Below are 23,123 nucleotides of genomic sequence, written 5' to 3'. Positions count from 1 at the left end.
GGCTGCAGGGTAGGAGCGAGCACGGCACGCGGTCAGGGCCGTAGGGCCCGCAGGCCCGCTCGGTCCGGCGACGGCCGCCGGCGCTACCATGCGCCCATGGCCAACTCGACGGATGCCACGAGCGCGCCGACCGCCGCCGATGTGCGCGCCGCGCTCGCCGCCGTGGCCGATCCCGAGCGCGCCGCGGCGACCGCCCGGTACTTCAAGACCGGACCGGGCGAGTACGGCGAGGGCGACCGGTTCATCGGCGTCACGACGCCCCAGCTGCGCGCGGTCGCGAAGCGATGCGCGGGACTGCCGCTCGAGGGCATCGACGAGCTCCTGCGGAGCCCGGTGCACGAGCACCGCGCCTGTGCGCTCGCGATGCTCGTCGCCCGGTTCGACCGCGCGAGCGGCCGCCGGGCGCGCGACGACGCCGAGCGCGCCCGGCTCGCCCGGTTCTACCTCGAGGCGGTGCACGCGGGCCGTGTCGACAACTGGGATCTCGTCGACCTCTCCGCCGATCGCATCCTGGGCGAGTTCCTCCGCGATCCCGGGGCGACGGATGCCGCGTCCCGCGCCGGGCTCGACGCCGCCCTGTTCGACGAGCTCGCCGCGAGCCCGCGCCTCTGGGAGCGCCGGGTCGCGATCATGTCCACGTTCGCCTTCCTGAAGCACGGCGATGCCGCACCGACGCTTCGCCTCGCCGAACGCCTGCTGGGCGACCCGCACGACCTCATCCACAAGGCGACCGGCTGGATGCTCCGCGAGTCCGGTCGTCGTGTCGGGCGCGACACCCTCACCGGCTTCCTCGACGCGCACGCGCCTCGCATGCCCCGCACGATGCTCTCGTACGCCACGGAGCATCTCGACCCGGCCGAGCGCGCTCGCTACCGCGCCATGCGGTGAGATCGCGACCGCGGTCGGCCGAGGGTCGCGAGCTTGCGAGAATGATCCGCATGGCGAGAACCGCGAGAGGCGCGCACATCCTGATCACCGGAGCGGCCGGCGGCATGGGCCGCATGTACGCGCAGCGAGCCGTCGATGACGGCGCGGCATCCGTCGTGCTGTGGGACCGGGACGCCCCGGCGCTCGCGCGCACCGCCGACGAGCTCGGCGCGGCCGCGCAGGGGCGCACGCAGGTGCGCTCGTACGCGGTGGACGTGTCGGAACACGGGGCGATCGCGAAGGTCGCACACAAGGTGCGCCGCGAGGTCGGCGATCCCGACGTGCTCATCAACAACGCGGGCATCGTGCGCGGCAACCGATACTTCTGGGAGAGCCATGCGGGCGACGACGTGCGCCCGACCATGCTCGTCAACGCGCTCGCGCCCATGTACGTGACCCACGAGTTCCTGCCCGGCATGATCGCCTCGGGGCGACCCGGGCGCATCGTCAACATCGGCAGCGCGGCGGGCACGCTGTCGAACCCCCGGATGGCCGTGTACGCGGCGTCGAAGGCGGCACTGAACGGCTGGAGCGACTCCCTCCGCCTGGAGCTGAGGCAGGCGGGGCATCATCACGTCGCGGTGACGACGGTGACGCCGTCGTACATCTCGACCGGCATGTTCCACGGCGCGCGCGGGCCGATGCTCGCTCCGATCCTCGAGCCCGACCACGTGGTCGACCGGGTGTGGCGAGCCATGCTCGACGGCCGCGCCCTCGTCGAGCTGCCCGGGAGCGTGCGCCTGTCGCGCGCGCTGCGTGGGCTGCTGCCCACGCGCGTGTTCGACCGCGTCGTGGGTGAGGGGTTCGGCGTCTACCGCTCGATGGAGGAGTTCCGCGGGCGCGACTGAGGGCGCGGGCTCAGGGCTTGTCCTTGCCCTTGCCCTTGTCCTTGCCCTGGTCGCTGTTGCCCGGGCCGGAGTCGTCGTCACCGCCGTCGTCGGCCGGGGGCGGCGCGGGTTCGGGCTCGGGCGCCGGCGCGGGCGCGGGCGCGGGCTCGGGCTCGGAAGGGATCGCGGCGATGGCGGCTTCGAGGTCGGCCCGGACGAGCGCCATGGCGTCGCGGATACGCTGCTCGCGCTCTCCGTCGAGCTCGCCATCGGCCGCGGCACGGTCCACTTCCGCCTGGAGCGCGTCGAGGGCGACGAGCGCATTCGCGTACTCGCCCCGTGAGGAGGTGTCGGCGATCGCGACCACCTGCGAGCGGAACGCCTGCGCCTGGACGGCCGTGAGGTCCGGCTCCGGTTCGGCGGCGCAGCCGGCCAGTCCGAGCACGGTGGCGACGGATGCCGCGGCCAGCGCGGTGCGCATCCGCGAGCTCACGGCGTGACCGCCTCATCGAGTTCCTGCAGGTGCTCGCCGAGTTGGCCGGGCACGCTCGGCAGCGGCGTGGGCGACGGGGCGGGCTCCGCATCGGACGCGAGGCCGCCGACCACGGTGGGGATGAGCCCGGCGAGCAGCAGCGCGGCCGCCGCGATCACGGCGCCGGACAGCAGCCAGGCCGGCCGTCGGCGCCACGCGTCGGCAGCGGATGCCGCGAGGCTTCGGTCGGGCACGGGATCGGCCCGGGGCTCAGGGGGGCGCGTGAGCACACGGGTGGCGGCGGTGGCATCATCGTCGCCGTCGGTCGCGGGTGGCGTGGACCCGGCGCCGACGCGGGTCGCGGGCAGCACGTGCGTGTCGCCGAGCGTGCCGGGCGGGTACGTCATCGCCGTGGCGCCTGCGCCGGTGGCGGTGCCCGGCTCGGCACCGGCGCCCGGCGTCGGGTCTCCGGACGCGATCGTGATGTCGAGCGACTGCGCCGCGAGCGCCACGTCGAGCGCGGTGGGCCGGTCGCCGGCCTCGCGTGCCGTCATCGCGGTGAGCAGGTCGACCCAGTCCGGGCCGAGCACCGACGGGACCTCGGGGTCGCGGACGAGCCGCGCGCTCGCGGACTCGAGCGCCGGGCCGGGGAACGCCTGCACCCCGGTCAGCGCCTCGAGCACGACGAGGCCGAGCGAGTAGATGTCGGCGGCGCTGCCGAGCGCCTCGCCCCGCACCTGCTCGGGACTGAGGTAGCCGGGCGTGCCGATGATGCGACCGGTGGCGGTGAGCCGCGACTCGTCGAGCAGGCGCGCGATGCCGAAGTCGGCGAGCTTCGCGTTCCACCGCCGGGTCGGAAGGTGCGCGGGCGCGAGCAGCACGTTCGCCGGCTTCACGTCGCGGTGGACGATGCCGCGCGAGTGGATCACGTGGAGACCCTCGGCGAGGTCGGCCAGCATGCGAGCCGTCTCCTCGCGCGGGATCGGCCCCGAGCGCAGGATCTCGCGGAGGTCGCGGCCCTCGACGAGTTCCATCACCAGGAACTCGCGGTGGGTGCCCGGGTCCTTCGCCGCGTCGTACAGGGTGACGAGCGAGGGATGGGTGAGGCTCGCGAGGAGCGCCGTCTCGGACTTCCGCCGGTCGGCGTCGTCGATTCCCTCGGTCGCGGGCGAGAACACCTTGGCCGCGACGCGCCTGCCGAGGGCGAGGTCCTCGGCGCGGTAGACCGCGGCCATGCCGCCGCGGCCGATCAGCCCCTCGATCCGGTAGCGGTCGTCGAGGGTCGCGCCGATCAGCGGGTCCGCCGTGCCGGCGGCCGACGGCACCGGCTCCGGGCGGTGTTCGGTGGAGGACTCCATCACACGAAGGGTAGCGGCGATGCCTGAGAGCGCGACCGGGGTTGCGTCAGCCGAAGATCATGGGCAGGTCCTCGTCTTCACGGGCGAGGTCGAGCTCCACCAGCACGGGCACGTGGTCGCTCGGCGCGTCGCCCTTGCGCTCGTTCCGGTGGATCGAGGCGTGCGTGACGGCATCGGCGAACGCCGCCGAGCCGAGGATGAAGTCGATGCGCAGCCCCTCGTTGCGGGGGAACTTCAGCTGCTTGTAGTCCCAGTACGTGTACCCCGACGGCACGAGCGGGCGGACGACGTCGGCGACGCCCGCCTGTTCGAGGGCGAAGTACGCCGCTCGCTCCGCCGGCGAGACGTGCGTCGTGACGCCGACGACGACCGCGGGGTCGCCGTTGTCGTCGTCGAACGGGGCGATGTTGAAGTCGCCCATGAGCGCGAACGGGCGCTCGGGGTGCGCGGTCGTCTCCGCGCGAGCGTGCTCGGCGAGCGCAGCCAGCCAGTCGAGCTTGTAGGTGTAGTGCGGGTCGCCCAGCGAGCGGCCGTTCGGCACGTACAGGCTCCACACGCGCACGCCCTCGACGGTCGCGCCCATCGCCCGCGCCTCCTTGGGCAGGTCGGGACCCTCCCGGCCCTTCAGGAAGCCGGGCATGCCGGGGAACTCGGTCGCCACGTCCTCGATCGGCAGCCGGCTCGCGATCGCGACGCCGTTCCACTGGTCGAACCCGTGGATCGCGACCTCGTACCCGGCGGCCTCGAACGCCTCGTGCGGGAACTGCTCGGGCTTGCACTTGATCTCCTGCATCGCGAGCACGTCGACGTCCTCACGCACCATCCAGTCGACGACACGGCCGTATCGGGTGCGGATCGAGTTGACGTTCCAGGTGGCGATGCGCATGGGATCAAGCCTAGGGTCGGCCGCAGACGCCGACGGGCGCGCCCCCCGGAGGAGTCGCGCCCGTCGATCGTGTGCCGGCTCAGCAGGCCCGGAAGGGCTCCCAGCCGTTGTAGTACAGGGGCTGGTAGTAGCCCATCACGAAGGCCTCGGCGACGCCGAGGTACTCGATGAGTCCCCGCGTGTCGGCGGTCGCGCAGCTGTCGGGCGTGATGAACAGCGGCGCCCCGACCCAGCCCGCGAGCGGCGCGGCCGCGAGGGCGTCGGGGAAGTTCGAACCGCTCGCGAGGAACGCGTAGATCGCCCAGCTGCCGTCCCACACCGCCGCCGTGATGGCGTCGGCCGTCTCGTACCGGGTGAGGCCGCCGAAGCGGTCCACCCACTCGACCGACGGGATCGCGGCGATGCCGGCAGCGATGCCGCCGGAGACCGCGCCGGTGCCGCCGGCGATCGCCACGTCGACTGCGCCGAGGTTCGTGATCGCCGCGGTCGAGGCTGCATCCAGCGACGCCGCCGTCCCGGGCACGATCAGCACGGGGATGCCGGCGGCCGCCGCCGCTCCGCTCGCCGAGAGCGCGTCGGGGAAGTTCGCGCCGGATGCGACCCACAGGCCGTCCGACGACCCGAACGCGCCGGCGACGATCTTCCGCGACGTGTCGTAGCGGTCGACGCCCGCGTAACGCTCGAACGTCGGCGCGAACGAGCGGAGCGTCGTCTCGACGCCCGCCGAGACCGCGCCCGTGCCGCCGGCCACGACGATCTTCTTCGGCTGCAGGCGCTCGAGCTCGGCGGCCACGGCGGGCGGGACGGACGTGCCGGGCACGAGCAGCAGGGGACCGCCGCAGTGCGCCGCCGCCGGGCCGGCGCTCAGCGCGTCGGGGAAGGCCAGGCCGTTCGCGATCCACACGCACTCGACGCCCTCCCCGAAGCCGGACTGCGAGGCGGCGACGGCCGTCTCGTAGCGGGTCTGCCCCGCGATCCGGCCCTTCAGGAGCGGTTCGAGCTCCTCGTCGATCCCCGTCACGGCCTCGCCGTCGCCGACGACGACCAGCTCGGCCCACGAGAGCGCCTGCGCGTCGGGATAGAACTCCGGGATCCCGCGCGGGTCGTCGACCATGGTGTCGTACGCGAGGAGCAGGTACGAGCCGGCGGGCAGGCCCGTGAGGGTGTAGGCGCCGTTCGGGCCGGCTGCGGCGGTCGCCGTGAAGACGTAGTCGCCGAGCGCCTCGTCCCAGCGGTGCGCGTCGATGGCGCCCGTGGTGAGCGAGTAGCCGCCCGCGCCGGCGTACCAGTAGGTCAGCACGCCGCTGATGCTGCCGGTGCCGGACGCATCCGCGGAGACCTGCGCGTCGGCCGTGCGGAGGCCGTCGGACGTCGCGGCGGGAGCCGAGCCGAGGAAGGCGATCGGGGCGTCCTCGGGCACCTCGGCGCGAAGCCCGTCGGGCACCTCGGACGGGGTGTCGGCGGGCGCATCGACGAGCGGCGGTGCGGTCAGGTCGGGGGTCTCTTCGGCGTGGGCCGGCGCGATGCCGGCCCCGAGGAGGGCCAGGGTTGCGGCGAGCACGGTGGCGCGGCGCAGCCCGGCCATGGGCGCAGGGGCCATGGGGGATCCGTTCGGGTCATCTCGGGGGTGCGATCCGGTCGGACCGCGTGCTGATGCTAGTGGCCCGGCGACCCGGCGCGCCAGACTCCCCGAACGGGGGAGGCTCCGGCGACCGTTCTCTCAGCGCCTCCGCGGCTCGCGCTTGCCGATCCTGGGCACGACGATCCAGAAGACCAGCAGCAGCACGAGTGCGATCACGCCCGCGATCATGCCCGCCGGCCGGCTCACCGTGACGTCGAAGATGAGCATCGCCACGCCCGCGGCCACGAGCGACACCACCACGAGGAGCGTGAGGAGCAGGATGTTGGCGATGCGGACCACGCGCTCCTTCTGCTTCTGTCCGCTGAGCTCGCGGTGGAGGATCACGGGCGCGAGTCCGAGCATGGTCGCGGTCGTCGCGAGGACCACGAGGACGAGGTACAGGATCACCTCGCTGCGATCCAACTCGTCGAACTTCGGCTGGAAGGCCACCGCGAGCAGGAATCCCGTGATGAGCTGCGTGCCGGTCATGACGACCCGGAGTTCCTGCAGGATGTCGGCCCACTTGCGGTCGAGTCGCTCACCTGGAGTCTCATTGCGGTACTCGCGCGGGTCCCCCTCCTCCGTGAGCGGGTCGGTCCCGAAATCACTCGTCATGAGCGGATGCTACTGCCGCGTCATCCGCTCGGCACAGTCCCTTGCGCCCGGGCGCTCAGCCCGACAGCGGCCGCACGCCCGAGCCGCTGATCGAGGCGCCGATCCAGAACGCGGCGATCATGAGGACGATGCCGGCGAGCGGGATCCAGAATGCGATGCGCCGCAGCACCAGCATGACGATCGCCCCGACGAGCGCGACGAGTCCCACGAGCACGACGCCGCCGATGGCCGCGAACGCGCCGGTGGTCATCACGTCGTAGTCGCAGGTCGCCGACGCGCCGCACGAGTCGCCGCCGAAGGCGAGGAGCAGGAATGCGAAGAACGCCAGGGCGAGCCCGCCGACGGTCATGAGCACCAGCAGGACGATGGTGAGCACGAGGTCCCACACGATCACGGGTCGCCGTGTCGGCGCAGCGGTTCCGGTCATCGTCCCTCCTCCCGCGCCGCGGCTCGGCGCCCCCGCGCGCAGTCTGACAGCGCGCGCGCCTGCTGCCAAGATGTGAGGAGGGGTCGAGCGGGAGGGGTGCAACGTGCGATACAGCATCGAAGGCGTCGAGGGGATGCCCGAGATCGCCGCGGGGGCCGATCTCGCCGGGCTGATCGTCGACGCGCTGGCCGAGCCGCTCGTCGACGGCGACATCCTCGTCGTCACGTCGAAGATCGTCTCCAAGGCGGAGGGCCGACTCGTGCGCGCCGACGACCGCGAGCGGGCGATCACCGACGAGACCGTGCGGGTCGTCGCGACCCGGATCACGGGCGACTCCGTGACGCGCATCGTCGAGAACCGGCTCGGCGTGATCGGGGCCGCGGCCGGCGTCGACGCGTCGAACGCGCCCGAGGGCACGGTGCTGCTGCTTCCCGTGGACCCCGACGCGTCCGCGCGGGCGCTCGCGACCGGCATCCGTGCGCTGACCGGCGCGCAGGTCGGCGTGCTCGTGTCCGACACGCTCGGCCGGCCGTGGCGCGAAGGCCAGACCGACGTCGCGATCGGCGCGGCCGGCGTGCACGTCTTCGACGACCTGCGGGGGCAGACGGATGCCGCGGGCAAGCCGCTCGCCGTGACGATGCCGTGCGTGGCCGACGAGCTCGCCGGCGCCGCCGAGCTCGTGAAGGGCAAGTCCGCCGGCGTGCCCGTCGCCGTCGTGCGCGGCCTGGGGCATCTCGTCGGCGACCTCGACCTGCCGGGCGCGCGCACGATCGTGCGCCCCGCCGATCGCGACATGTTCCGGCAGGGCGCGGAGGAGGCGTACGACGAGGGCTATCGCGCCGGTTTCGACGAGGCGCAGGCCGAGGGACCGCTGCGCGGAGGCTGAGCTTTCGCGGGATGACCCCGCAGAAATCTCGAATTCTGGATCCAAAGCGCGCCTACGTCGTGATCTTTCCGATACATTCGGGACCCATGACGGTACGCGAACCCGACAGGTCCGCCGGGGGCGCCAGCCCCGAGCAGGCGCTCGCTCAGCTTGCCGGCAGGCACGCGACCGGCTATCGATCGGTCGGCACGATGGCCTACGACATCCTCCGCGACGCGATCCTGGACGGCACGCTGCCCCCCGGGCACAAGCTGCGCCAGGAGACCCTGGCCGAGTTGATCGGGGTGTCGCGCCTCCCGGTGCGTTCCGCCCTCATCCAGCTCGAGGCCGACGGACTCGTCGAGTTCCACGATCGCCGCGGGGCGGTCGTGAGGTCGCTCTCGGCGGATCAGGCGCGCGAGGTGTACCACCTCCGGATCCTGCTCGAGACGGAGGCGTTGCGGCTGTCGATGGGGGACATGACCGAGGCGCGGCTCGACCGGCTGCGGGAACTCGGGCGGATCGCGGACGAGGAGCAGGAAGGCGCCGGGTTCGTGGACGCCCGAACCGAGTTCTACGCGGAGCTCTACGACGCGGCCCGGCACCCGATCCAGTGGGAGCTCATCGAGCAGCTCCGCCTGAAGGTCGGCCGGTACATGCTCGGCCGCCGCCTGGTCGGGAACGACGGGCACCAGCATTCGCATGGCGAGCTCACCGATGCCGTCGCGGCGGGAGAGGTCGAACCCGCCGTGGCGCTGCTGCGTCATCACCTCGAGGGAGTCCGCGACGGGGTTCTGGAAGCTCTCGACGCCGAGTCGCCGGCGGATGCACCCGCTCCCAAGCGGCGGCGGGCGCCGAAGGCCTGAGCGCGGCACCCGCATCCGTCCGGATGACGCTTCTTCCGTATCGCTTGCATTTTGGATCCAGTATCCGACATGATGGAAGTGCGGGAGGTGGACCCGCCGTTCGGGCCGACCGGCTCCGAATGACAGCACTGCGACGACGCGTCAGGATGGAGGGGTGTCAATGCACATCGGCTACGCCGCGATGCTCGAGCAGTTCCCTCCATCCGACGCGGTCGGATACGCGGAACTCGCCGAGCGCAACGGCTTCTCCGGGGTCATGGCCACCGACCATTTCCAGCCCTGGCTGCCGCAGCTCGGCCAGGCCGGCCATGTCTGGAGCGTGCTCGGCGCGATCGGCGCGCGAACGGCCGGAGACTTCGGCCCGGGCGTGACCACGCCGACCTTCCGCACGCACCCGGCAGTCGTCGCGCAGGCGAGCGCCACGCTCGCCTCGATGTACCCCGACCGGCACTGGCTCGGCATCGGATCGGGCGAAGCGCTGAACGAGCACGTGGTCGGACAGTACTGGCCGGAGGCGCACGAGCGCATCGCGCGGATGTTCGAGGCCGTCGAGGTCATCCGAAAGCTGTTCACGGCGTCGATGGCCGGTCGGGAGACGCGGCACCGCGGGCAGTTCTTCACCCTCGAGACCACCCGACTCTGGACCATGCCGAAGGTCGCGCCGAAGATCCTCGTCGCCACCGCGGGGCCCGTGACCGCGCGTCGCGCGGGCAGGGTCGCCGACGGCCTCATCACCACGGGCGGGCCCTACGACCGCCTCGCCGCGCTCGTCGCGCGCTTCGCGGAGGGCGCTCGCGAGTCCGGTCGTGACGCGAGCACCATGCCCCGCATGCTGCAGCTGCACGTGTCGTGGGCACCCACCGACGACGAGGCCATGCGCAACGCCCTCACGGAGTGGCCCATCGGCGGCATGCGATTCTCGCGCAGCGACATCCGTTCGCCGTTCGAGTTCGAGCAGCTCGCGCGGACCGTGCGCCCCGAGGACTTCGCGGGCCGCATGCTCGTCTCGTCCGACCCCGATCTGCACCGCGCCCACATCCAGCGGCACCTCGACCTCGGGTTCGACCGCATCTACCTGCACAACGTCGGCCGCAACCAGGCGGAGTTCCTCGAGGTGTTCGGCCGCGACGTGCTCCCGGGGCTGCGCGCATGACGATCGCGGCGGGGTTCGGCGTGCGGGTGCTGGCGGGCATCGGGGAGATCCGTCCGGGCGACGATCTCGTCGAGGTGATCGTCACGGCCGCCGGCGGAACGCTCGTCGACGGTGACATCCTCGTGGTCACCTCGAAGGTCGTCTCGAAGGCGGAGGGTCGGATCGTCCGCGCGCGCGACCGGGAACGCGCCATCACCGACGAGACCGTGCGCGTGGTCGCGACCCGCGCCCACGCCGACGGCGTCACCCGCATCGTCGAGAACCGGCTCGGCATGGTCGCCGCCGCGGCCGGCGTCGACGCGAGCAACACCGACGACGGCACCGTGCTCCTGCTCCCGGTCGACCCCGACGCGTCGGCCCGCACGATCGCGGCCGGCCTCCGCTCGCGCACCGGCGCGCACGTGGGCGTCATCCTCAGCGACACCCTCGGTCGCCCGTGGCGCGAGGGCCAGACCGACGTGGCGATCGGCGCGGCGGGCGTGCAGGTCTTCGATGACCTGAGGGGCACGACGGATGCCGCGGGCAAGCCGCTCTCGGTCACCATGCCGTGCGTGGCGGACGAGCTCGCTGCCGCCGGCGACCTCGTGAAGGGCAAGGCCGGTGGATGGCCCGTGGCCGTGGTGTCCGGTCTCGGCCGGATCGTGGGGTCGCTCGACCTGCCCGGCGCGCGCTCGATCGTGCGCCCATCCGAGCGCGACCTGTTCCGGATGGGGACCGACGAGGCGATCGCCCACGGCATGGTCGCCGGTCGCTCGGCCGGGTACTCGGCGGGCAAGTCGATCGGCTTCGCCGAGGGGTTCGCGGCCGCGCTCGGCGCGGGCGGACGCGAGCGGGTCTCGTCGTGACGGGCTGGACCGTCGTCGTGCCGGTGAAGTCGCTGAGCGGCGCGAAGACGCGGCTCGCGCCCGAGCTGTCGGCCGCCGAGCGCGCGGCGCTCGCGCGGGCATTCGCGCTCGACACGATCGACGCAGCACTCGCCGCGAGCTCGGTGGCGCGCGTGGTCGTCGTGTCCGACGAACCCGCGATCGAGCTCGCGCTGCGGGAGACGCCCGGCGTCGAGGTCGTGCCCGAGGTCGGTCCGCGTGGCCTGTCCGCCGCGATCGCCCATGGCATCGCCGTCGCCCTCACCGGCTCCCCACCGGTCGCGGTGCTGCTCGGCGACGTGCCCGCGATGCGGGCGGCCGACCTCGACGCCGCGCTCGAGGCGGCGGCGCGGCATCCGCTCGCCTTCGTGCCCGACGCCGATGGCACCGGGACGACCCTTGCGACGGCGCGCGCGGGCGAGCCGCTGACCGCGCACTTCGGCGCGGACTCGGCCGTGCGGCACGCCGGCGCCGGGTTCGCCGACCTCGTCCTCGAGGTTCCCGCCGCGATCGCCCCCGGCCTCCGGCGCGACGTCGACACGGCCGCCGAGCTCCGCGAGGCCGTCGCGCTCGGCGTCGGACCGCGGACCGCCGCGGTGGTGCGCACCCTCCCCGACCTCGTCGCAGCGCCCGCGCCGCGGCATCCGCTCGACCCATCGACCGCGCCCGTCGGCGCAGACAGGAAGGCAGCATCGTGACCCTGACCCTCGGATACAAGGCCAGCGCCGAGCAGTTCGACCCGCGCGAGCTCGTCGAGATCGCCGTCGCCGCCGAAGCGCACGGCATGGAGTCCGTGTGGACGAGCGACCACTTCCAGCCGTGGCGGCACACGGGCGGCCACGCGCCGTTCTCGCTCACGTGGATGGCCGCCGTCGGCGAGCGCACGTCGACCGTGAAGATCGGCACGAGCGTGATGACGCCGACGTTCCGCTACAACCCGGCCGTGCTCGCGCAGGCGTTCGCGTCGCTCGGCGTGCTCTACCCCGACCGCGTCATCGCCGGGTTCGGCACGGGCGAGGCACTGAACGAGATCGCGACCGGATTCCGCGGCGCGGGGAAGCAGGACTGGCCCGACTTCCGCCAGCGGTTCGCGCGCCTGCGCGAGGCCGTGCGGCTCATGCGCGCCCTGTGGACGGGCGACGACCAGGTCAGCTTCGAGGGCGAGTACTACTCCACGCACGATGCGTCGATCTACGACAAGCCCGAGGGCGGCGTGCCGATCTACATCGCCGCGGGCGGGCCGACCGTCGCGAAGTACGCCGGCCGCGCGGGCGACGGGTTCATCTGCACCTCGGGCAAGGGGCCCGAGCTCTACGTCGACCAGCTGCTCCCCGCGGTGAAGGAGGGCGCCGAGGCCGGCGGGCGCCACTACTCAGCCCTCGACCACATGATCGAGATCAAGCTGTCCTACGAGGAGACCGAGGAGGCCGCGCTCGAGAACACGCACTTCTGGTCGCCGCTGTCGCTCTCGAAGGAGCAGAAGCACGACATCCACGACCCCGTCGAGATGGAGCGGGTCGCCGACGCGCTGCCGATCGAGCAGATCGCCAAGCGCTGGATCGTCGGCACCGACCCGGACGCGGTCGTCGAGCAGATCGGCCACTACATCGACTGGGGCTTCAACCACCTCGTGTTCCACGCGCCCGGTCACGACCAGCGCCGGTTCCTGCAGCTGTTCGAGCGCGACCTCGCGCCGCGCCTGCGCGCTCGCGGCTAGCGGGAGTCCGGTGGTCGAGCAGGCTGCCCCGGCCTACTCGACCACCGGATCGGTCAGTCCGCGGGCTCGACGACCAGCCCCGTGCCGCCGCCGCGCCGCTCCGGCTCCGCGACCGCGATCATGAGCCCGTCGTCGTCGACCTCGATCGTCGCGGCCGCGCCGATCTCGCCCGTCGCGGAGAGGCCCTGGCCGTACGGCGCCAGGTCGTCGGCGTACTCGGCGATGAAGTCCGCCTCGGCGAGGGTGGCGACCGTGTTCCGCTGCGTCGCACGCGGCGCCGCGACCGCCTCGGCGAGGTCCATCCCGAGGTCGATGCGGTTCAGCAGGATCTGCACGACCGTCGTGATGATCGTCGATCCGCCGGGCGAGCCCACCACGTACCGGACCTCGCCGTCGTCGAGCACGATCGTCGGCGACATCGACGAGCGCGGCCGCTTGCCGGGCTCGACGATGTTCGGGTCGTCCGGGTTCGGCACGAAGCTGAAGTCGGTCAGCTCGTTGTTCAGCAGGAACCCGCGGTCGGGGACCGTCATGCCCGAGCCGCCGGTCTGCTCGATCGTGAGCGTGTAGGCGACGGCGTTCCCCCAGCGGTCGACGACCGACAGGTGGGTGGTCGACATGCCCTGGTCGACGGATGCCGCGGCAGCCGCGACCTCGCACCCGGTCGCGTCGAGGTCGCCGGGCGCCACGGGCCGGACCGACGCCTGCTCGGGGTCGATCTCGCACGCACGCGAGTCCGCGAACTCCTGGCTGAGCAGCGTCTCGGTGGGGACGTCGACGAAGGCGGGGTCGCCGACGTAGGCGTTGCGGTCGGCGAATGCGTGCGCGGTGGCCTCGAGGTAGAGGTGCAGCGCCTGCCCCGGGTCATCCGGCGAGAGCTCGAAGTTCTCGAGGATGTTCAGCGACTCGCCCACGGTCGTGCCGCCCGACGAGGACGGCGCCATGCCGAAGACGTCGAGGCCGCGGTACTCGACGTGTGTCGGGTCCTGCAGGAGCACCTCGTAGCCGGCGAGGTCGTCGGCGGTCATGAAGCCCGGGTAGGCGGGCAGCTCCGCGTCGTCGGTCGTGATCGGGTCCTGCACGAGGGCGGCGATCTCCTCGGCGATCACTCCTTCGTAGAACGCGTCGGTGCCGCGCAGCGCGATCTCGCGGAGCGTCTTCGCCAGGTCGGGGTTCCGGAACGTCGAGCCCACCTCCGGCGGCGCGCCGCCAGGGAGGAACAACTCGGCCGTCGCCGGGAACTGCGCGAACCGGGCCTGGTTGGCCGCCGTCTGCGCGGCGAAGGTCTCGTCGACCCGGAACCCGCGCGTGGCGAGCAGGATGGACGGCTTCAGCATCTCCTTCAGGGACTCCGTGCCGTACTCCTCGAGCGCCGCCTCCCAGGTCGCGACCGTGCCCGGCACGCCGACCGAGAGACCGGACGACACCGCGTTCGCGAACGAGTAGGGCGACCCGGTCGCCGGATCGATGAACGCGTCGCTCTCCATGGCCGCGGGCGCGGTCTCGCGGCCGTCGACCGTCGTGACCTCGCCCGTCTCGGCGTCGAAGTGCACGAAGTAGCCGCCCCCGCCGATGCCGGCGCTGTACGGCTCGGTCACGCCGAGCGCCGCGGCCGTGGCCACGGCCGCGTCGGCCGCGTTGCCGCCCTTGCGCAGCACCTCGAGCCCGATGCGGCTCGCCTCGGCGTCGACGGATGACACGGCGCCGCCGTATCCCGTCGACGTGGACGGCGCCGGCGGCGCCGGGCGCGCGGTCGCGACTCCGGCGACCGGTGGCGCGGCGGAGGCCGGCGTCGCCACGGCGGCGGCGCCGAACGACACCCCCGCGGCGATGACGAGGGCCGATGCGCGCATGGCGGACCGGCGGCGGACGAGTTCGATCATCAGAAGTACCCCCCGAACTGGTGACAACAGTGGTCCGCACCCTAGCCCCGTCCGGTGCGCGCGGCAATGCTCGCGCGCCATCCATCCTGTGGGTTCGCCCGGCACCGGCCTCCGCCCGCCTCCGCAGGCGTAGCCTGAGTGCATGAGCCCACGCACCACCGGGCCGTTCCGACTCCGCGCCCGCGTCCTCGTCCCGGCGATCGGCGTGCCCGTCGCGATCGCGGCCGCCGTCCTCGTCCCGATGCAGGCCACCGCCGCGGTCGACCTGCCCGACAAGACCGTCGAGGAGCTGATCGAGTTCGCGAAGGCGAGCGACGTCGATGCGCTCTCGGGCACCATCGAGCAGCGGTCCGAGCTCGGCCTGCCCGACCTCGGCGCGCTCACGGGCGGTGCGGGCGGCGGCGGCATGGGACCCGGGGGATCGGGCGACGACGAGTCGGATGCCGCGGCATCCGCTGCGCTCGAGGACCTCATCGCACTCGCCACGGGCAGCTTCGACGCGAAGGTGTACCTCGACGGCGAGCAGGCCCGACTGCAGGTGCTCGACCGGATGGCCGAGCGGAACGTGTACCTCGGCCCCGAGGAGGCGTGGTTCGTCGACTCCGAGACGCAGACGGCGACGCGCCTCACGGTGCCCGCCGGCGCGGACGTCGACGCGCTGAAGGCCGACCTCGAGGCGGAGGCCGAGCGCCTCGCCGACGAGGCGAAGGCGAAGGCCGAGGCGGAACTCCCCGACGGTGAGCAGCTGCCGACCCCCCAGCAGCTGCTCGACCGCGCGCTCGATCGGCTCGACGAGACCAGCGAGGTCTCCGTCGGGTCCGACGGGCGTGTCGCCGGTCGCGACGCGTACGAGCTCGTCATCGAGCCACGCACCGACGAGACGCTCGTCGGCGAGGTACGCGTCGCGATCGACGGCGAGAACGGGTCGGCGCTGGCGGCATCCGTCACCGCACGCGGGGCGAGCGAGCCGGCGTTCTCGACCGGGTTCACCGACGTGTCGTTCGCCGCGCCCGCCGCGTCGGTGTTCGCGTTCGAGCCCGCCGACGGGTTCACGGTCACCGAGGAGGAACTGCCGATCCCGACCGCCGAGGAGTGGGCGCAGTGGAAGGCCGACGCCGAGGCGCGCGCCGAGGGCGACGACGGGGTCGCCCCCGACGCGCACGGCGCCGCGGCCGAGCCGGTCGTGCACGGCGAGGGCTGGGCGACGGTGATCGAGATGGACGCCGCCGCGGCCATGGCTGCCATGGCGGAGCACCGCGCCGAAGCCGGCGAGCCCGGCGACACGGGCGACGGGGCCGAGGGGCCGAGCGAGGAGCAGCTCGCCGAGGCATCCGCTGCACTCGAGGCCCTGACCACCCCGGTCGACGGCGGACGCGCGCTGCAGACGTCGCTGCTGTCGGTGCTCATCACCGACGACGGACGCGTGCTCGCCGGATCGGTGCCCGTCGACACGCTCGTCGAGTACGCCGCCGCGGGTCGCTGACGGGCCGCCGGTGAGCGACCTCGGCGAGCTCGCGATCGAGACGCACGGACTCACCAAGCGCTTCCGCGCGCAGACGGCCGTCGACGGCATCGACCTGGCGGTGCCGCGCGGATCGGTGTTCGGGTTCCTGGGGCCGAACGGATCGGGCAAGACCACGACGATCCGGATGCTGCTCGGCCTCGTCGGCGCGACCGCGGGCGACGCGCGCGTGCTGGGCGCCGACATGCCCCGGAGCCTCGACACGGTGCTGCCGCGAGTCGGCGCGCTCGTCGAGGGGCCCGCGTTCGCGCCGTTCCTGTCGGGCGCGGCGAACCTGCGCCGTTTCGACGCCGCCGACCGGCACGCACCTCCCGGCACCCGCACCGCCCGCGTCGCGACCGCGCTCGACCGCGTCGGGCTGTCGCATGCGGCGCGCAAGAAGGCCGGCGCCTACTCGCTCGGCATGAAGCAGCGGCTCGGGCTCGCGAACGCGCTGCTCATGCCCCGGGAGCTGCTCGTGCTCGACGAGCCGACCAACGGCCTCGACCCGCAGGGCACCCGCGAGGTGCGCTCGCTCATCCGCTCGTTCGCGGCCGACGGCACGACCGTGTTCGTGTCGAGCCACCTGCTCGCCGAGGTCGATCAGCTCTGCACGCACGTCGGCGTCATGAGCGCCGGCCGGCTCGTCGCGCAGGGCACCCTCGAGGAGTTCCGCCGGTCGGGGGAGTCGCGCGTCGAGGTGGTCACGCCCGATCCCGGTCGGGCGCGCGCGACGCTCGAGCGGCTGGGGCTGGTGACGGATGCCGCGGGCGCGGCGCCGTCCGTCGAAGCGGATGCCGCGGCATCCGCCGACGCCGTCGTCACCGCACTGCTCGGCGACGGGACCGGCCGGCTCCGGCCCGCCCCGGACGCGATCGTCGCGGCGCTCGTCGCCGACGACGTGCGCGTCCGCGGATTCGCGGTGCGTCGCACGAGCCTCGAGCAGCGGTTCGTCGAGCTCACGGGGGAGGGCTTCGATGTCGTCGCCTGACGTGTCCGCGGGCTCGGGTCTCGAGACGGGCGCTGCGCGGCCTCCTCGACCCGCGGAGGTGTCGCGACCGGCGCTCGGCCTGTCGCTGCTCGCCTCCGAGCTCGTGACCCTGTTCCGCCGCTGGCGCACATGGGCGATGCTCGGCGCGCTCGCGCTCATCCCGATCCTCATCGGCATCGCGATCCGCGTCGCGGGCAGCGCGTCTCCGGGCCGTGGGCCGGCGTTCCTCGACCAGATCGCCGGCAACGGCCTGTTCGTCGGCGTGACCGCCCTCGTCGTCGCGACGCCGCTCTTCCTCCCGCTCACGATCGCGGTGGTCTCGGGCGACACGATCGCGGGTGAGGCCAGCCTCGGGACGCTCCGCTACCTGCTGCTCGCCCCGGCCGGCCGCATCCGCCTGCTGATCGTGAAGTACCTGGTCGCCGCGGCGTTCTGCATCGCGGCCGCGCTCGTCGTCGTGGTCGTGGGCACGCTCGTCGGGTGGGCGCTGTTCCCGGTCGGGCCCGTCACGCTGCTCTCGGGCGGCCAGGTGTCGGTCGGCGAGGGCCTGCTGCGGTTCCTCGCGATCGGCGCGTACGTGGCCGTGTCGATGCTCGGCCTGTCGGCGATCGGGCTGTTCGCGTCGACGCTCACGGTCGTACCCGTCGGGGCGATGGCGGCCACGGCGATCCTCGCGGTCTCGGCGCAGATCGTCGGCGCCATCCCGCAGCTCGAGTGGGCGCACCCGTTCCTGTTCACCGACCGCTGGTTCGACTTCGCCGACCTGCTGCGCTCGCCGCCCGCGTGGGAGTCGTTCGCCGACAACGCGCTCCTGCAGGGCGCCTACATCGCGGTGTTCGGCGGTCTCGCCGCGTGGCGCCTCGCGACGCGCGACATCCTGTCGTAGCGGATGCCGCAGAGGCTGCGAAATCCGGGCATCCGTCAGTCCCCGTGCATTCGCGTCACCCTCTGTCGTTCACAGGAGAACCGGCGATTCACAGGACGGAGCGGGCCGATTCGACCTGCGAATCGCGGGATCTCCTGTGAGCGGACGGGTCAGGCGCGCTCGGCCGTGCGTTCGGCGAGGATGCCCGAGCCGCTCTCGGCCTCGAGGCGCTCGCGCACCCGGAACCACGGCGTCGCGCGCAGGGCGGCCTCGACGCCGTCGAGGTGCCCGGCGTCGGCGAGTGGAACGGGTCCGATGCCGTACGCGACGAGCAGCCGGCCGCCGGGCCGGACCACGCCGGCGAGCGCGCGCAACTCCGGCACGGCGGCGGAGGTCCAGAACACGTTGATGTTGACGCCGAACGCCGCATCGAACGGGCCGAGGCCCGGGTCGAGGCCGGCGAGCGGGGTCTGCACCACGTCGACGGCGCCGGATGCCGCAGCGTCGGCGACCCGCTCGCGGATGCGCGACACGGCGGTCGCGGATCGGTCGATCGCGACGACCGGCGCGCGCCCTGTGGCGTCCGTTCGCATCGGCGCGGACCCGGCGGACCCCTCGGCATCCGTCACCCCCAGCGCCTCGAGCACGAGTTCGACCGACGCGCCTGTGCCCGACCCGATGTCGAGCACGCGCTCGCCGGGTCGCGGAGCGAGTATGCGGACGGCCCAGCGCACGCGCTCGGGGACGGATGCCGCCGCGGCCGCCACGCGCGCCTACCCGTAGATCCGCTCGGCGTACGACGGGCCGTAGTACTCGTCGAGCTCGGCGACCGGCGCAGCGGGCTGCTCGATCGCCTTCGCGATGAGCGCGCGACGACGCACTGCGTCGGGGCGCCACGCGTCGGGTTCCCAGGTCTCCGAGCGGAGGAACGCCTTCGAGCAGTGGAAGAACACCTCCTCGACGTCGACCAGCAGCGCGAGCGCCGGCCGGTGGCGCCCGACGACCATGTCGTCGAGGAACGGCGCATCGCGCACGATCGTCGCGCGGCCGTTGATGCGGAGCGTGTCGCCGCGACCGGGCACCACGAAGACGAGGCCCACGTGCGGGTTCCGGAGCACGTTGCGGAAGCCGTCGGCCCGCCGATTGCCCGGGCGCTCGGGGATCGCGATCGTCGTGTCGTCGAGCACGTGCGCGAAGCCGGCGGGGTCGCCCTTCGGCGAGACGTCGAGGCGGCCGTGCTCGTCGCTCGTCGCGACGAAGGCGAGGGATGCCGCGGCGAGCCATTCGCGATCGACCTCGTGCAGCCGGTCGCGCACCTTCTCGGCGACGCGCGGGATCGGGGTGCCGACGATCGCCTCGAGCTCGTCGACGGTGGTCACCGGGATGCCGCGTTCGCCCATGCCTCCCATCCTGCACCCGTTGCGGGACGCGGGACGGGAAGGGTCGCGCCCGGCCCGGCCGAACCTGCGCGGCGGACCGCTCCCGCCGGCCCGGCTCCTCGCGTCACAGGAGATCCGGCGATCCGCAGGATCCGTTCGGGGAATCCGTCCGACAGATCGCCGGATCTCCTCTGAACGGATGGGGTTCACGCCGACGCGGTGCGGCGCTCGCCGACGCTCGGCGGGAGCTTGCAGAGGTCGTAGAAGTAGCGCTTCGGCGAGGACTCGTCCGTCACGTCGACATCGACGTTCACGCCCGAGTGCGGGAGCTCATCGCCGGCGAGGGTCCAGACCGTGAAGTGCCAGATGCCGCGCACGGCGTCGTTGAGGAGGCGGCGCCCGTCGACGACGAGCACGGTGTCGTCGCCGTCGGCGCCCGGCAGTGCGCCGGTCCGGAACGGCTCGACCGTTCCGCGGCGCAACTCGGCCTCGTCGACATCGCCGACCGAGCGGCGCACGACGCGCTCGCCGCGCTCGGCGAGGATCGCGGCGACGTCGTCGGCGAACCGCGCGGCCGGAGCATCCGAGCCACCCTCGACCGCGACGAGCCGACGCCCGCGCCACGAGTTCTGCAGGAACTCCGTCGCCACCGACTCGAGCAGCGCGCGCCGGTTCTCGCTCAACCCGTCCATGCCGCCGAGGATACGCCGCGCTCGCCGGCACGTCACCGATTCAGGAGGACGGGGGCTGCTCAGGACGCGAGGGGGGAGGCATCCTGAGCCGCTTCCGCCTTCCTGACCGTGGGAATCAGGGAACGTGATGGGCGTCGACGGATGCCGCGAGCGGGGCGGATGCCGCATCCGACCGCTCGGCGAACGCGATGAGCGGGCGACCCGTCGCGGGGTGCACGAGCACGTGCGCCTCGACGCCCCACACCGAGCGGATGAGCTCGGGTGTCAGCACCGCGGGCGCACCGGCCGCGACCACGACGCCCTCGGCGAGGACGACCACGTGGTCGGCGTACGACGCCGCGAGCGACAGGTCGTGCAGCGCGGCCAGCACGCTCAGCCCGTCGCCGGCGAGGCGTCGCAGCAGCCCGAGCGTCGCGAGCTGAGCGCGGATGTCGAGGTGGTTCGTCGGCTCGTCGAGCAGCAGCAGCTCGGGCTCCTGCGCGAGCGCACGGGCGAGGTTCACGCGCTGGCGCTCGCCGCCGGAGAGCTCGTCGTAGCGTCGCGAGGCGAACTCGGCCGCGCCGGCGGCGAGCATCGAGCGCGCGACGACCTCGCGGTCGCGCGACGTGTCGCCGCCCCACGCGGACTGGTGCGGGACCCGGCCGAGGCCGACGACGTGGTCGACGCGGAGGCCGTCGGGCGACTGGGCGTCCTGCTCGACGAGGGCGATGCGGCGGGCGCGCTCACGGCGGCGGAGCGACACGAGGTCGTCGCCGTCGAGCGTGAGCGCCGCGACATCCGCTGCCTCGACGCCCGCGACCAGGTGGAGCAGCGTCGACTTGCCCGCGCCGTTCGGGCCGAGCAGGGCCCCGACGGCGCCGCGCGGCACCGTGATGTCGATGCCGTCGACGATGAGCCGCGACCCGCGCGCGAACGAGATGCGCGAGCCCTCGAGGCCGGCCCCTGGCCGGAGCGCGCTCACGACGCCCTCCGCGCGCGCAGCATGAGCGCAGCGAACACCGGACCGCCCACGAGTGCCGTGAGGATGCCGACCGGGAGCTCGCGCGGGTCGAACAGCGTGCGCGCGCCGGTGTCGACCCACACGAGGAAGACCGCACCCGCGAGCGCCGACAGCGGCAGCAGCGCGCGATGCCGCGAGCCGACGACCAGGCGCACCGCGTGCGGCAGGATGAGCCCGACGAACCCGATCGCGCCGCTCACCGCGACGAGCGCGCCCGTGAGCAGGGCCGTCGCCACGAGCAGCAGCGCGCGGGTGCGCGGCACGTGCACTCCCAGGGCGGACGCCGCGGTGTCGCCGAACGCGAATGCGTCGAGCGTGCGCCCGGTGGCGAGCAGCGGAACGCCGACGACGAGCAGCGCGGAGCCGGCGAGCGTGACCGCCGCCCAGTCGGCGCCCGACAGGGAGCCGAGCAGCCAGTTGAGGATCTCGCGGTAGCTGTCGCTCGTGGCGCTCCAGAAGATGACGAGGCTCGTGATCGCGCCGAACACGGCCGACACCGCGAGACCCGCGAGCACCGTCGTGGTCGGGCTGAGTCCGCCCGCCGCGCGGGCCAGCCCCAGCGTCGCCGCGAGCGCCGCGAGCGCGCCCGCGAACGCGGCGACCGGCAGGGCGATCGCCATGCCGAGCACGAGCACGATGACCGCGCCGACCGACGCGCCCGACGACAGCCCGAGCAGGTACGGGTCGGCCAGTGGGTTGCGGGTCAGCGCCTGCATGACGACGCCGCAGATCGCGAGGCCCGCGCCGACCGCGGCGGCGGTGAGCACGCGCGGCATCCGCAGCTCCCACACGATGCCGTCGCGCAACGGTGAGAGCGTGGGCTCGCCGACGCCGAGGTGCGCGGCGATCGACGCGAGCACGTCGGCGGGGGCGAGACCGGCAGGTCCGATGGTGACGGCGAGCACGACGGATGCCGCGAGCAGACCGAGGAGCGCCACGCCGACGCCGATCGGCACGAGTGCGGGTCGAGCAGCGGCCGAAGGCCGCGCCTCCTCCGGTGATCGAGGAGCAGTCGAAGGCCGCGTCTCGATCCCACGCCGCCCAGGCGCGCCGGTTCCCGAGAGGCCGGCTTCGTCGGCTCCTCGACCCGCAGTGGTGCGCACCGTCATCAGAGCGCCCCGAGCTGCTCCACGATCGAGGCGACCGCGTCGACGTTGCGCACGCCGGCCTCGGTGGCGGGGAAGTCGACGATGACGTACCGGCCCTGCTGCACGGCGGGCATCGCCGCGGTGGCCGGGTTCGTCTCGAGGCGCTCGATCTTCGAGTCCGCGGTGTTCCACGCGGCGTCGACGAGCACGATCACGTCGGGATTCGCGTCGACGACGGCCTCCCACGACAGCGAGGTCCACGAGTCCTGCACGTCGCCGACGACGTTCTCGAGGCCCGCGGCCTCCATGATCATCTGCGGTGCGCCGATCCCGGCGCCGACGAACGGCTGGTCGTCGCCCGAGGAGTACCAGAGCGCGGTGAGCCCGGCGTCGCTCGGCTCGATCGCCTCGAGCGCGGCGCGCTGCTCCTCGACGAGGTCGGCCGCGGCATCCGTCACGCCGAAGATCTCGCCCGCCTCCTCGAAGCCGGCGAACACACCCTCGAACGTGAGCGGGTCGGGCCGGTAGCCCTCGCCCTGGCACGCGGCCGGCGCGACGTAGGTGTGCACCCCGAGCTGCTCGAGCGTGCCGCGGTCGCCCGCGCCCTCGGCGGTGAGGTTCGACTCCCACCCGGCGAACACGAGATCGGGTTCGGCGGCGAGCGTGACCTCCTGCGACGGCACGCGATCGGAGAGGATCTCGATGCCGGCCGCGGCGTCGGCGAGCTCGTCGGGTGCGGGGCCGTCGGTGAAGGCGGCGCCGACGACGCGGTCGTCCAGGCCGAGCGCGAGCAGCAGTTCGAGCGTCGACGACTTGATCGTGACGACGCGCTCGGGCGCCTGCTCGAACGTCACCTCGGTGCCGCAGTTGTCGAGGATGAGCGGGTAGCCGGATGCCGCGGCATCCGCTTCGGGGGCGGGGTCGCCGCTGCCGGCCCGGGCGCCGGGCGCGCAGGCGGCGAGCAGGGCGACGGATGCCGCGGCGGCGCCGAGCGCGGCGGCGCGGCGGGTGCCGACGCGGGTGATGGGGCGGCCGATGGAGTGGGTGAGCGTGGGCATGGATCCTCCGGGACGGTTGCGTGTGCGTGATCCGACGTGCGTCGGCGACTCGCGGCCCAATCCCGGGCC

24 protein-coding genes are annotated in these 23,123 nt (G+C 73.4%); 11 read left to right on the top strand and 13 right to left on the bottom strand.

All coding sequences use genetic code 11. From position 1 onward, the window contains the following. The first annotated feature begins 96 nt into the window (after positions 1–96). Positions 97–888 (top strand): DNA alkylation repair protein, encoded by a 792-nt coding sequence (locus ACULK4_RS16930; protein WP_445963561.1) that lies wholly within the window; start codon positions 97–99, stop codon positions 886–888. 50 nt (positions 889–938) lie between these two features. Next, positions 939–1,775, top strand: coding sequence for an SDR family oxidoreductase (locus ACULK4_RS16925; RefSeq protein WP_445963560.1), 837 nt, complete (start codon positions 939–941; stop codon positions 1,773–1,775). 10 nt (positions 1,776–1,785) lie between these two features. Here ACULK4_RS16925 and ACULK4_RS16920 read toward each other — a convergent pair whose 3' ends face one another. From ACULK4_RS16920 to ACULK4_RS16895, 6 genes are all read right to left on the bottom strand, one after another. After that, on the bottom strand, positions 1,786–2,247 hold the full coding sequence (locus tag ACULK4_RS16920) for a hypothetical protein (RefSeq protein ID WP_445963559.1): 462 nt from the start codon (positions 2,245–2,247) through the stop codon (positions 1,786–1,788). Next, positions 2,244–3,584, bottom strand: coding sequence for a serine/threonine-protein kinase (locus ACULK4_RS16915; protein ID WP_445963558.1), 1,341 nt, complete (start codon positions 3,582–3,584; stop codon positions 2,244–2,246). Before ACULK4_RS16915 ends, ACULK4_RS16920 begins: the two co-directional genes overlap by 4 nt. Before the next feature lie 46 nt (positions 3,585–3,630). Further along, positions 3,631–4,470 carry an exodeoxyribonuclease III gene (locus ACULK4_RS16910; protein WP_445963557.1) on the bottom strand — a complete coding sequence of 280 codons (840 nt, stop codon included), beginning with the start codon at positions 4,468–4,470 and terminating at the stop codon, positions 3,631–3,633. A gap of 79 nt (positions 4,471–4,549) precedes the next feature. Then, entirely contained in the window at positions 4,550–6,070 is a 1,521-nt protein-coding gene (locus ACULK4_RS16905; RefSeq protein WP_445963556.1) for a cell wall-binding repeat-containing protein, read from the bottom strand. A 120-nt stretch (positions 6,071–6,190) separates the two neighbouring features. Further along, a complete protein-coding gene (locus tag ACULK4_RS16900; RefSeq protein ID WP_445963555.1) occupies positions 6,191–6,706 on the bottom strand; it encodes a DUF6328 family protein in 516 nt (171 codons plus the stop codon). 55 nt (positions 6,707–6,761) lie between these two features. Then, positions 6,762–7,133 (bottom strand): hypothetical protein, encoded by a 372-nt coding sequence (locus ACULK4_RS16895; RefSeq protein WP_445963554.1) that lies wholly within the window; start codon positions 7,131–7,133, stop codon positions 6,762–6,764. Positions 7,134–7,266: 133 nt separating this feature from the next. Here ACULK4_RS16895 and cofE (ACULK4_RS16890) point away from each other — a divergent pair, with 133 nt between their 5' ends. The 6 genes from cofE (ACULK4_RS16890) to fgd all read left to right on the top strand — a co-directional run bounded on the left by cofE (ACULK4_RS16890) (position 7,267) and on the right by fgd (position 12,597). Next, positions 7,267–8,019 (top strand): coenzyme F420-0:L-glutamate ligase, encoded by a 753-nt coding sequence (cofE, locus tag ACULK4_RS16890; protein WP_501043392.1) that lies wholly within the window; start codon positions 7,267–7,269, stop codon positions 8,017–8,019. An 11-nt stretch (positions 8,020–8,030) separates the two neighbouring features. Further along, on the top strand, positions 8,031–8,864 hold the full coding sequence (locus ACULK4_RS16885) for an FCD domain-containing protein (protein WP_501043329.1): 834 nt from the start codon (positions 8,031–8,033) through the stop codon (positions 8,862–8,864). A 160-nt stretch (positions 8,865–9,024) separates the two neighbouring features. Then, the gene (locus tag ACULK4_RS16880) at positions 9,025–10,017 is read left to right on the top strand and encodes a TIGR03557 family F420-dependent LLM class oxidoreductase (protein WP_445964137.1); all 993 of its coding nucleotides are present in this window, start codon (positions 9,025–9,027) and stop codon (positions 10,015–10,017) included. Continuing rightward, a complete protein-coding gene (cofE, locus tag ACULK4_RS16875; RefSeq protein WP_445963551.1) occupies positions 10,014–10,862 on the top strand; it encodes a coenzyme F420-0:L-glutamate ligase in 849 nt (282 codons plus the stop codon). Before ACULK4_RS16880 ends, cofE (ACULK4_RS16875) begins: the two co-directional genes overlap by 4 nt. Further along, entirely contained in the window at positions 10,859–11,578 is a 720-nt protein-coding gene (cofC, locus tag ACULK4_RS16870) for a 2-phospho-L-lactate guanylyltransferase (protein WP_445963550.1), read from the top strand. Before cofE (ACULK4_RS16875) ends, cofC begins: the two co-directional genes overlap by 4 nt. After that, positions 11,575–12,597 carry a glucose-6-phosphate dehydrogenase (coenzyme-F420) gene (gene fgd, locus ACULK4_RS16865; RefSeq protein ID WP_445963549.1) on the top strand — a complete coding sequence of 341 codons (1,023 nt, stop codon included), beginning with the start codon at positions 11,575–11,577 and terminating at the stop codon, positions 12,595–12,597. Before cofC ends, fgd begins: the two co-directional genes overlap by 4 nt. A gap of 53 nt (positions 12,598–12,650) precedes the next feature. On the opposite strand, the gene ggt is transcribed toward fgd, so the two are convergent. Beyond that, entirely contained in the window at positions 12,651–14,480 is a 1,830-nt protein-coding gene (ggt, locus tag ACULK4_RS16860) for a gamma-glutamyltransferase (protein ID WP_445963548.1), read from the bottom strand. Between the two features lie 142 nt (positions 14,481–14,622). Between ggt and ACULK4_RS16855 the strand changes: the two genes are divergently transcribed. The 3 genes from ACULK4_RS16855 to ACULK4_RS16845 are packed head-to-tail and all read left to right on the top strand — an operon-like array spanning position 14,623 to position 17,858. Further along, on the top strand, positions 14,623–15,963 hold the full coding sequence (locus tag ACULK4_RS16855; RefSeq protein WP_445963547.1) for a LolA family protein: 1,341 nt from the start codon (positions 14,623–14,625) through the stop codon (positions 15,961–15,963). A 10-nt stretch (positions 15,964–15,973) separates the two neighbouring features. Further along, the gene (locus ACULK4_RS16850) at positions 15,974–16,972 is read left to right on the top strand and encodes an ABC transporter ATP-binding protein (RefSeq protein ID WP_445963546.1); all 999 of its coding nucleotides are present in this window, start codon (positions 15,974–15,976) and stop codon (positions 16,970–16,972) included. Further along, positions 16,959–17,858, top strand: a complete 900-nt coding sequence (locus ACULK4_RS16845; RefSeq protein WP_445963545.1) for an ABC transporter permease — start codon at positions 16,959–16,961, stop codon at positions 17,856–17,858. Before ACULK4_RS16850 ends, ACULK4_RS16845 begins: the two co-directional genes overlap by 14 nt. 149 nt (positions 17,859–18,007) lie before the next feature. Here ACULK4_RS16845 and ACULK4_RS16840 read toward each other — a convergent pair whose 3' ends face one another. From ACULK4_RS16840 to ACULK4_RS16815, 6 genes are all read right to left on the bottom strand, one after another. Continuing rightward, the gene (locus ACULK4_RS16840) at positions 18,008–18,604 is read right to left on the bottom strand and encodes an SAM-dependent methyltransferase (RefSeq protein ID WP_445963544.1); all 597 of its coding nucleotides are present in this window, start codon (positions 18,602–18,604) and stop codon (positions 18,008–18,010) included. A 6-nt stretch (positions 18,605–18,610) separates the two neighbouring features. Beyond that, complete coding sequence (locus ACULK4_RS16835; RefSeq protein ID WP_445963543.1) at positions 18,611–19,237, bottom strand: pyridoxamine 5'-phosphate oxidase family protein; 627 nt, start codon at positions 19,235–19,237, stop codon at positions 18,611–18,613. Between the two features lie 185 nt (positions 19,238–19,422). Further along, positions 19,423–19,908: a nucleoside/nucleotide kinase family protein gene (locus ACULK4_RS16830; protein ID WP_445963542.1), complete on the bottom strand. Its 486-nt coding sequence runs from the start codon at positions 19,906–19,908 to the stop codon at positions 19,423–19,425. 115 nt (positions 19,909–20,023) lie between these two features. Beyond that, positions 20,024–20,869: an ATP-binding cassette domain-containing protein gene (locus tag ACULK4_RS16825; RefSeq protein ID WP_445963541.1), complete on the bottom strand. Its 846-nt coding sequence runs from the start codon at positions 20,867–20,869 to the stop codon at positions 20,024–20,026. Further along, positions 20,866–21,864 carry a putative F420-0 ABC transporter permease subunit gene (locus ACULK4_RS16820; protein WP_445963540.1) on the bottom strand — a complete coding sequence of 333 codons (999 nt, stop codon included), beginning with the start codon at positions 21,862–21,864 and terminating at the stop codon, positions 20,866–20,868. Before ACULK4_RS16820 ends, ACULK4_RS16825 begins: the two co-directional genes overlap by 4 nt. 152 nt (positions 21,865–22,016) lie before the next feature. Then, entirely contained in the window at positions 22,017–23,054 is a 1,038-nt protein-coding gene (locus tag ACULK4_RS16815; RefSeq protein ID WP_445963539.1) for a putative F420-0 ABC transporter substrate-binding protein, read from the bottom strand. Positions 23,055–23,123: the final 69 nt, after the last annotated feature.

This window comes from Agromyces selenitireducens, from assembly GCF_052748465.2.
The sequence above is the reverse complement of the archived record's forward strand: the minus strand, read 5'-3'. Positions and strand labels throughout refer to the sequence as shown.

Bases quoted from the DNA above. Each gene is read 5' to 3' on its own strand.
- ACULK4_RS16930 (WP_445963561.1), top strand. From the start codon at position 97: ATGGCCAACTCGACGGATGCCACGAGCGCGCCGACCGCCGCCGATGTG.
- ACULK4_RS16925 (WP_445963560.1), top strand. From the start codon at position 939: ATGGCGAGAACCGCGAGAGGCGCGCACATCCTGATCACCGGAGCGGCC.
- ACULK4_RS16915 (WP_445963558.1), bottom strand. From the start codon at position 3,584: ATGGAGTCCTCCACCGAACACCGCCCGGAGCCGGTGCCGTCGGCCGCC.
- ACULK4_RS16910 (WP_445963557.1), bottom strand. From the start codon at position 4,470: ATGCGCATCGCCACCTGGAACGTCAACTCGATCCGCACCCGATACGGC.
- ACULK4_RS16905 (WP_445963556.1), bottom strand. From the start codon at position 6,070: ATGGCCCCTGCGCCCATGGCCGGGCTGCGCCGCGCCACCGTGCTCGCC.
- ACULK4_RS16900 (WP_445963555.1), bottom strand. From the start codon at position 6,706: ATGACGAGTGATTTCGGGACCGACCCGCTCACGGAGGAGGGGGACCCG.
- ACULK4_RS16895 (WP_445963554.1), bottom strand. From the start codon at position 7,133: ATGACCGGAACCGCTGCGCCGACACGGCGACCCGTGATCGTGTGGGAC.
- cofE (WP_501043392.1), top strand. From the start codon at position 7,267: ATGCCCGAGATCGCCGCGGGGGCCGATCTCGCCGGGCTGATCGTCGAC.
- ACULK4_RS16885 (WP_501043329.1), top strand. From the start codon at position 8,031: ATGACCCCGCAGAAATCTCGAATTCTGGATCCAAAGCGCGCCTACGTC.
- ACULK4_RS16880 (WP_445964137.1), top strand. From the start codon at position 9,025: ATGCACATCGGCTACGCCGCGATGCTCGAGCAGTTCCCTCCATCCGAC.
- cofE (WP_445963551.1), top strand. From the start codon at position 10,014: ATGACGATCGCGGCGGGGTTCGGCGTGCGGGTGCTGGCGGGCATCGGG.
- ggt (WP_445963548.1), bottom strand. From the start codon at position 14,480: ATGATCGAACTCGTCCGCCGCCGGTCCGCCATGCGCGCATCGGCCCTC.
- ACULK4_RS16855 (WP_445963547.1), top strand. From the start codon at position 14,623: ATGAGCCCACGCACCACCGGGCCGTTCCGACTCCGCGCCCGCGTCCTC.
- ACULK4_RS16845 (WP_445963545.1), top strand. From the start codon at position 16,959: ATGTCGTCGCCTGACGTGTCCGCGGGCTCGGGTCTCGAGACGGGCGCT.
- ACULK4_RS16835 (WP_445963543.1), bottom strand. From the start codon at position 19,237: ATGGGCGAACGCGGCATCCCGGTGACCACCGTCGACGAGCTCGAGGCG.
- ACULK4_RS16830 (WP_445963542.1), bottom strand. From the start codon at position 19,908: ATGGACGGGTTGAGCGAGAACCGGCGCGCGCTGCTCGAGTCGGTGGCG.
- ACULK4_RS16815 (WP_445963539.1), bottom strand. From the start codon at position 23,054: ATGCCCACGCTCACCCACTCCATCGGCCGCCCCATCACCCGCGTCGGC.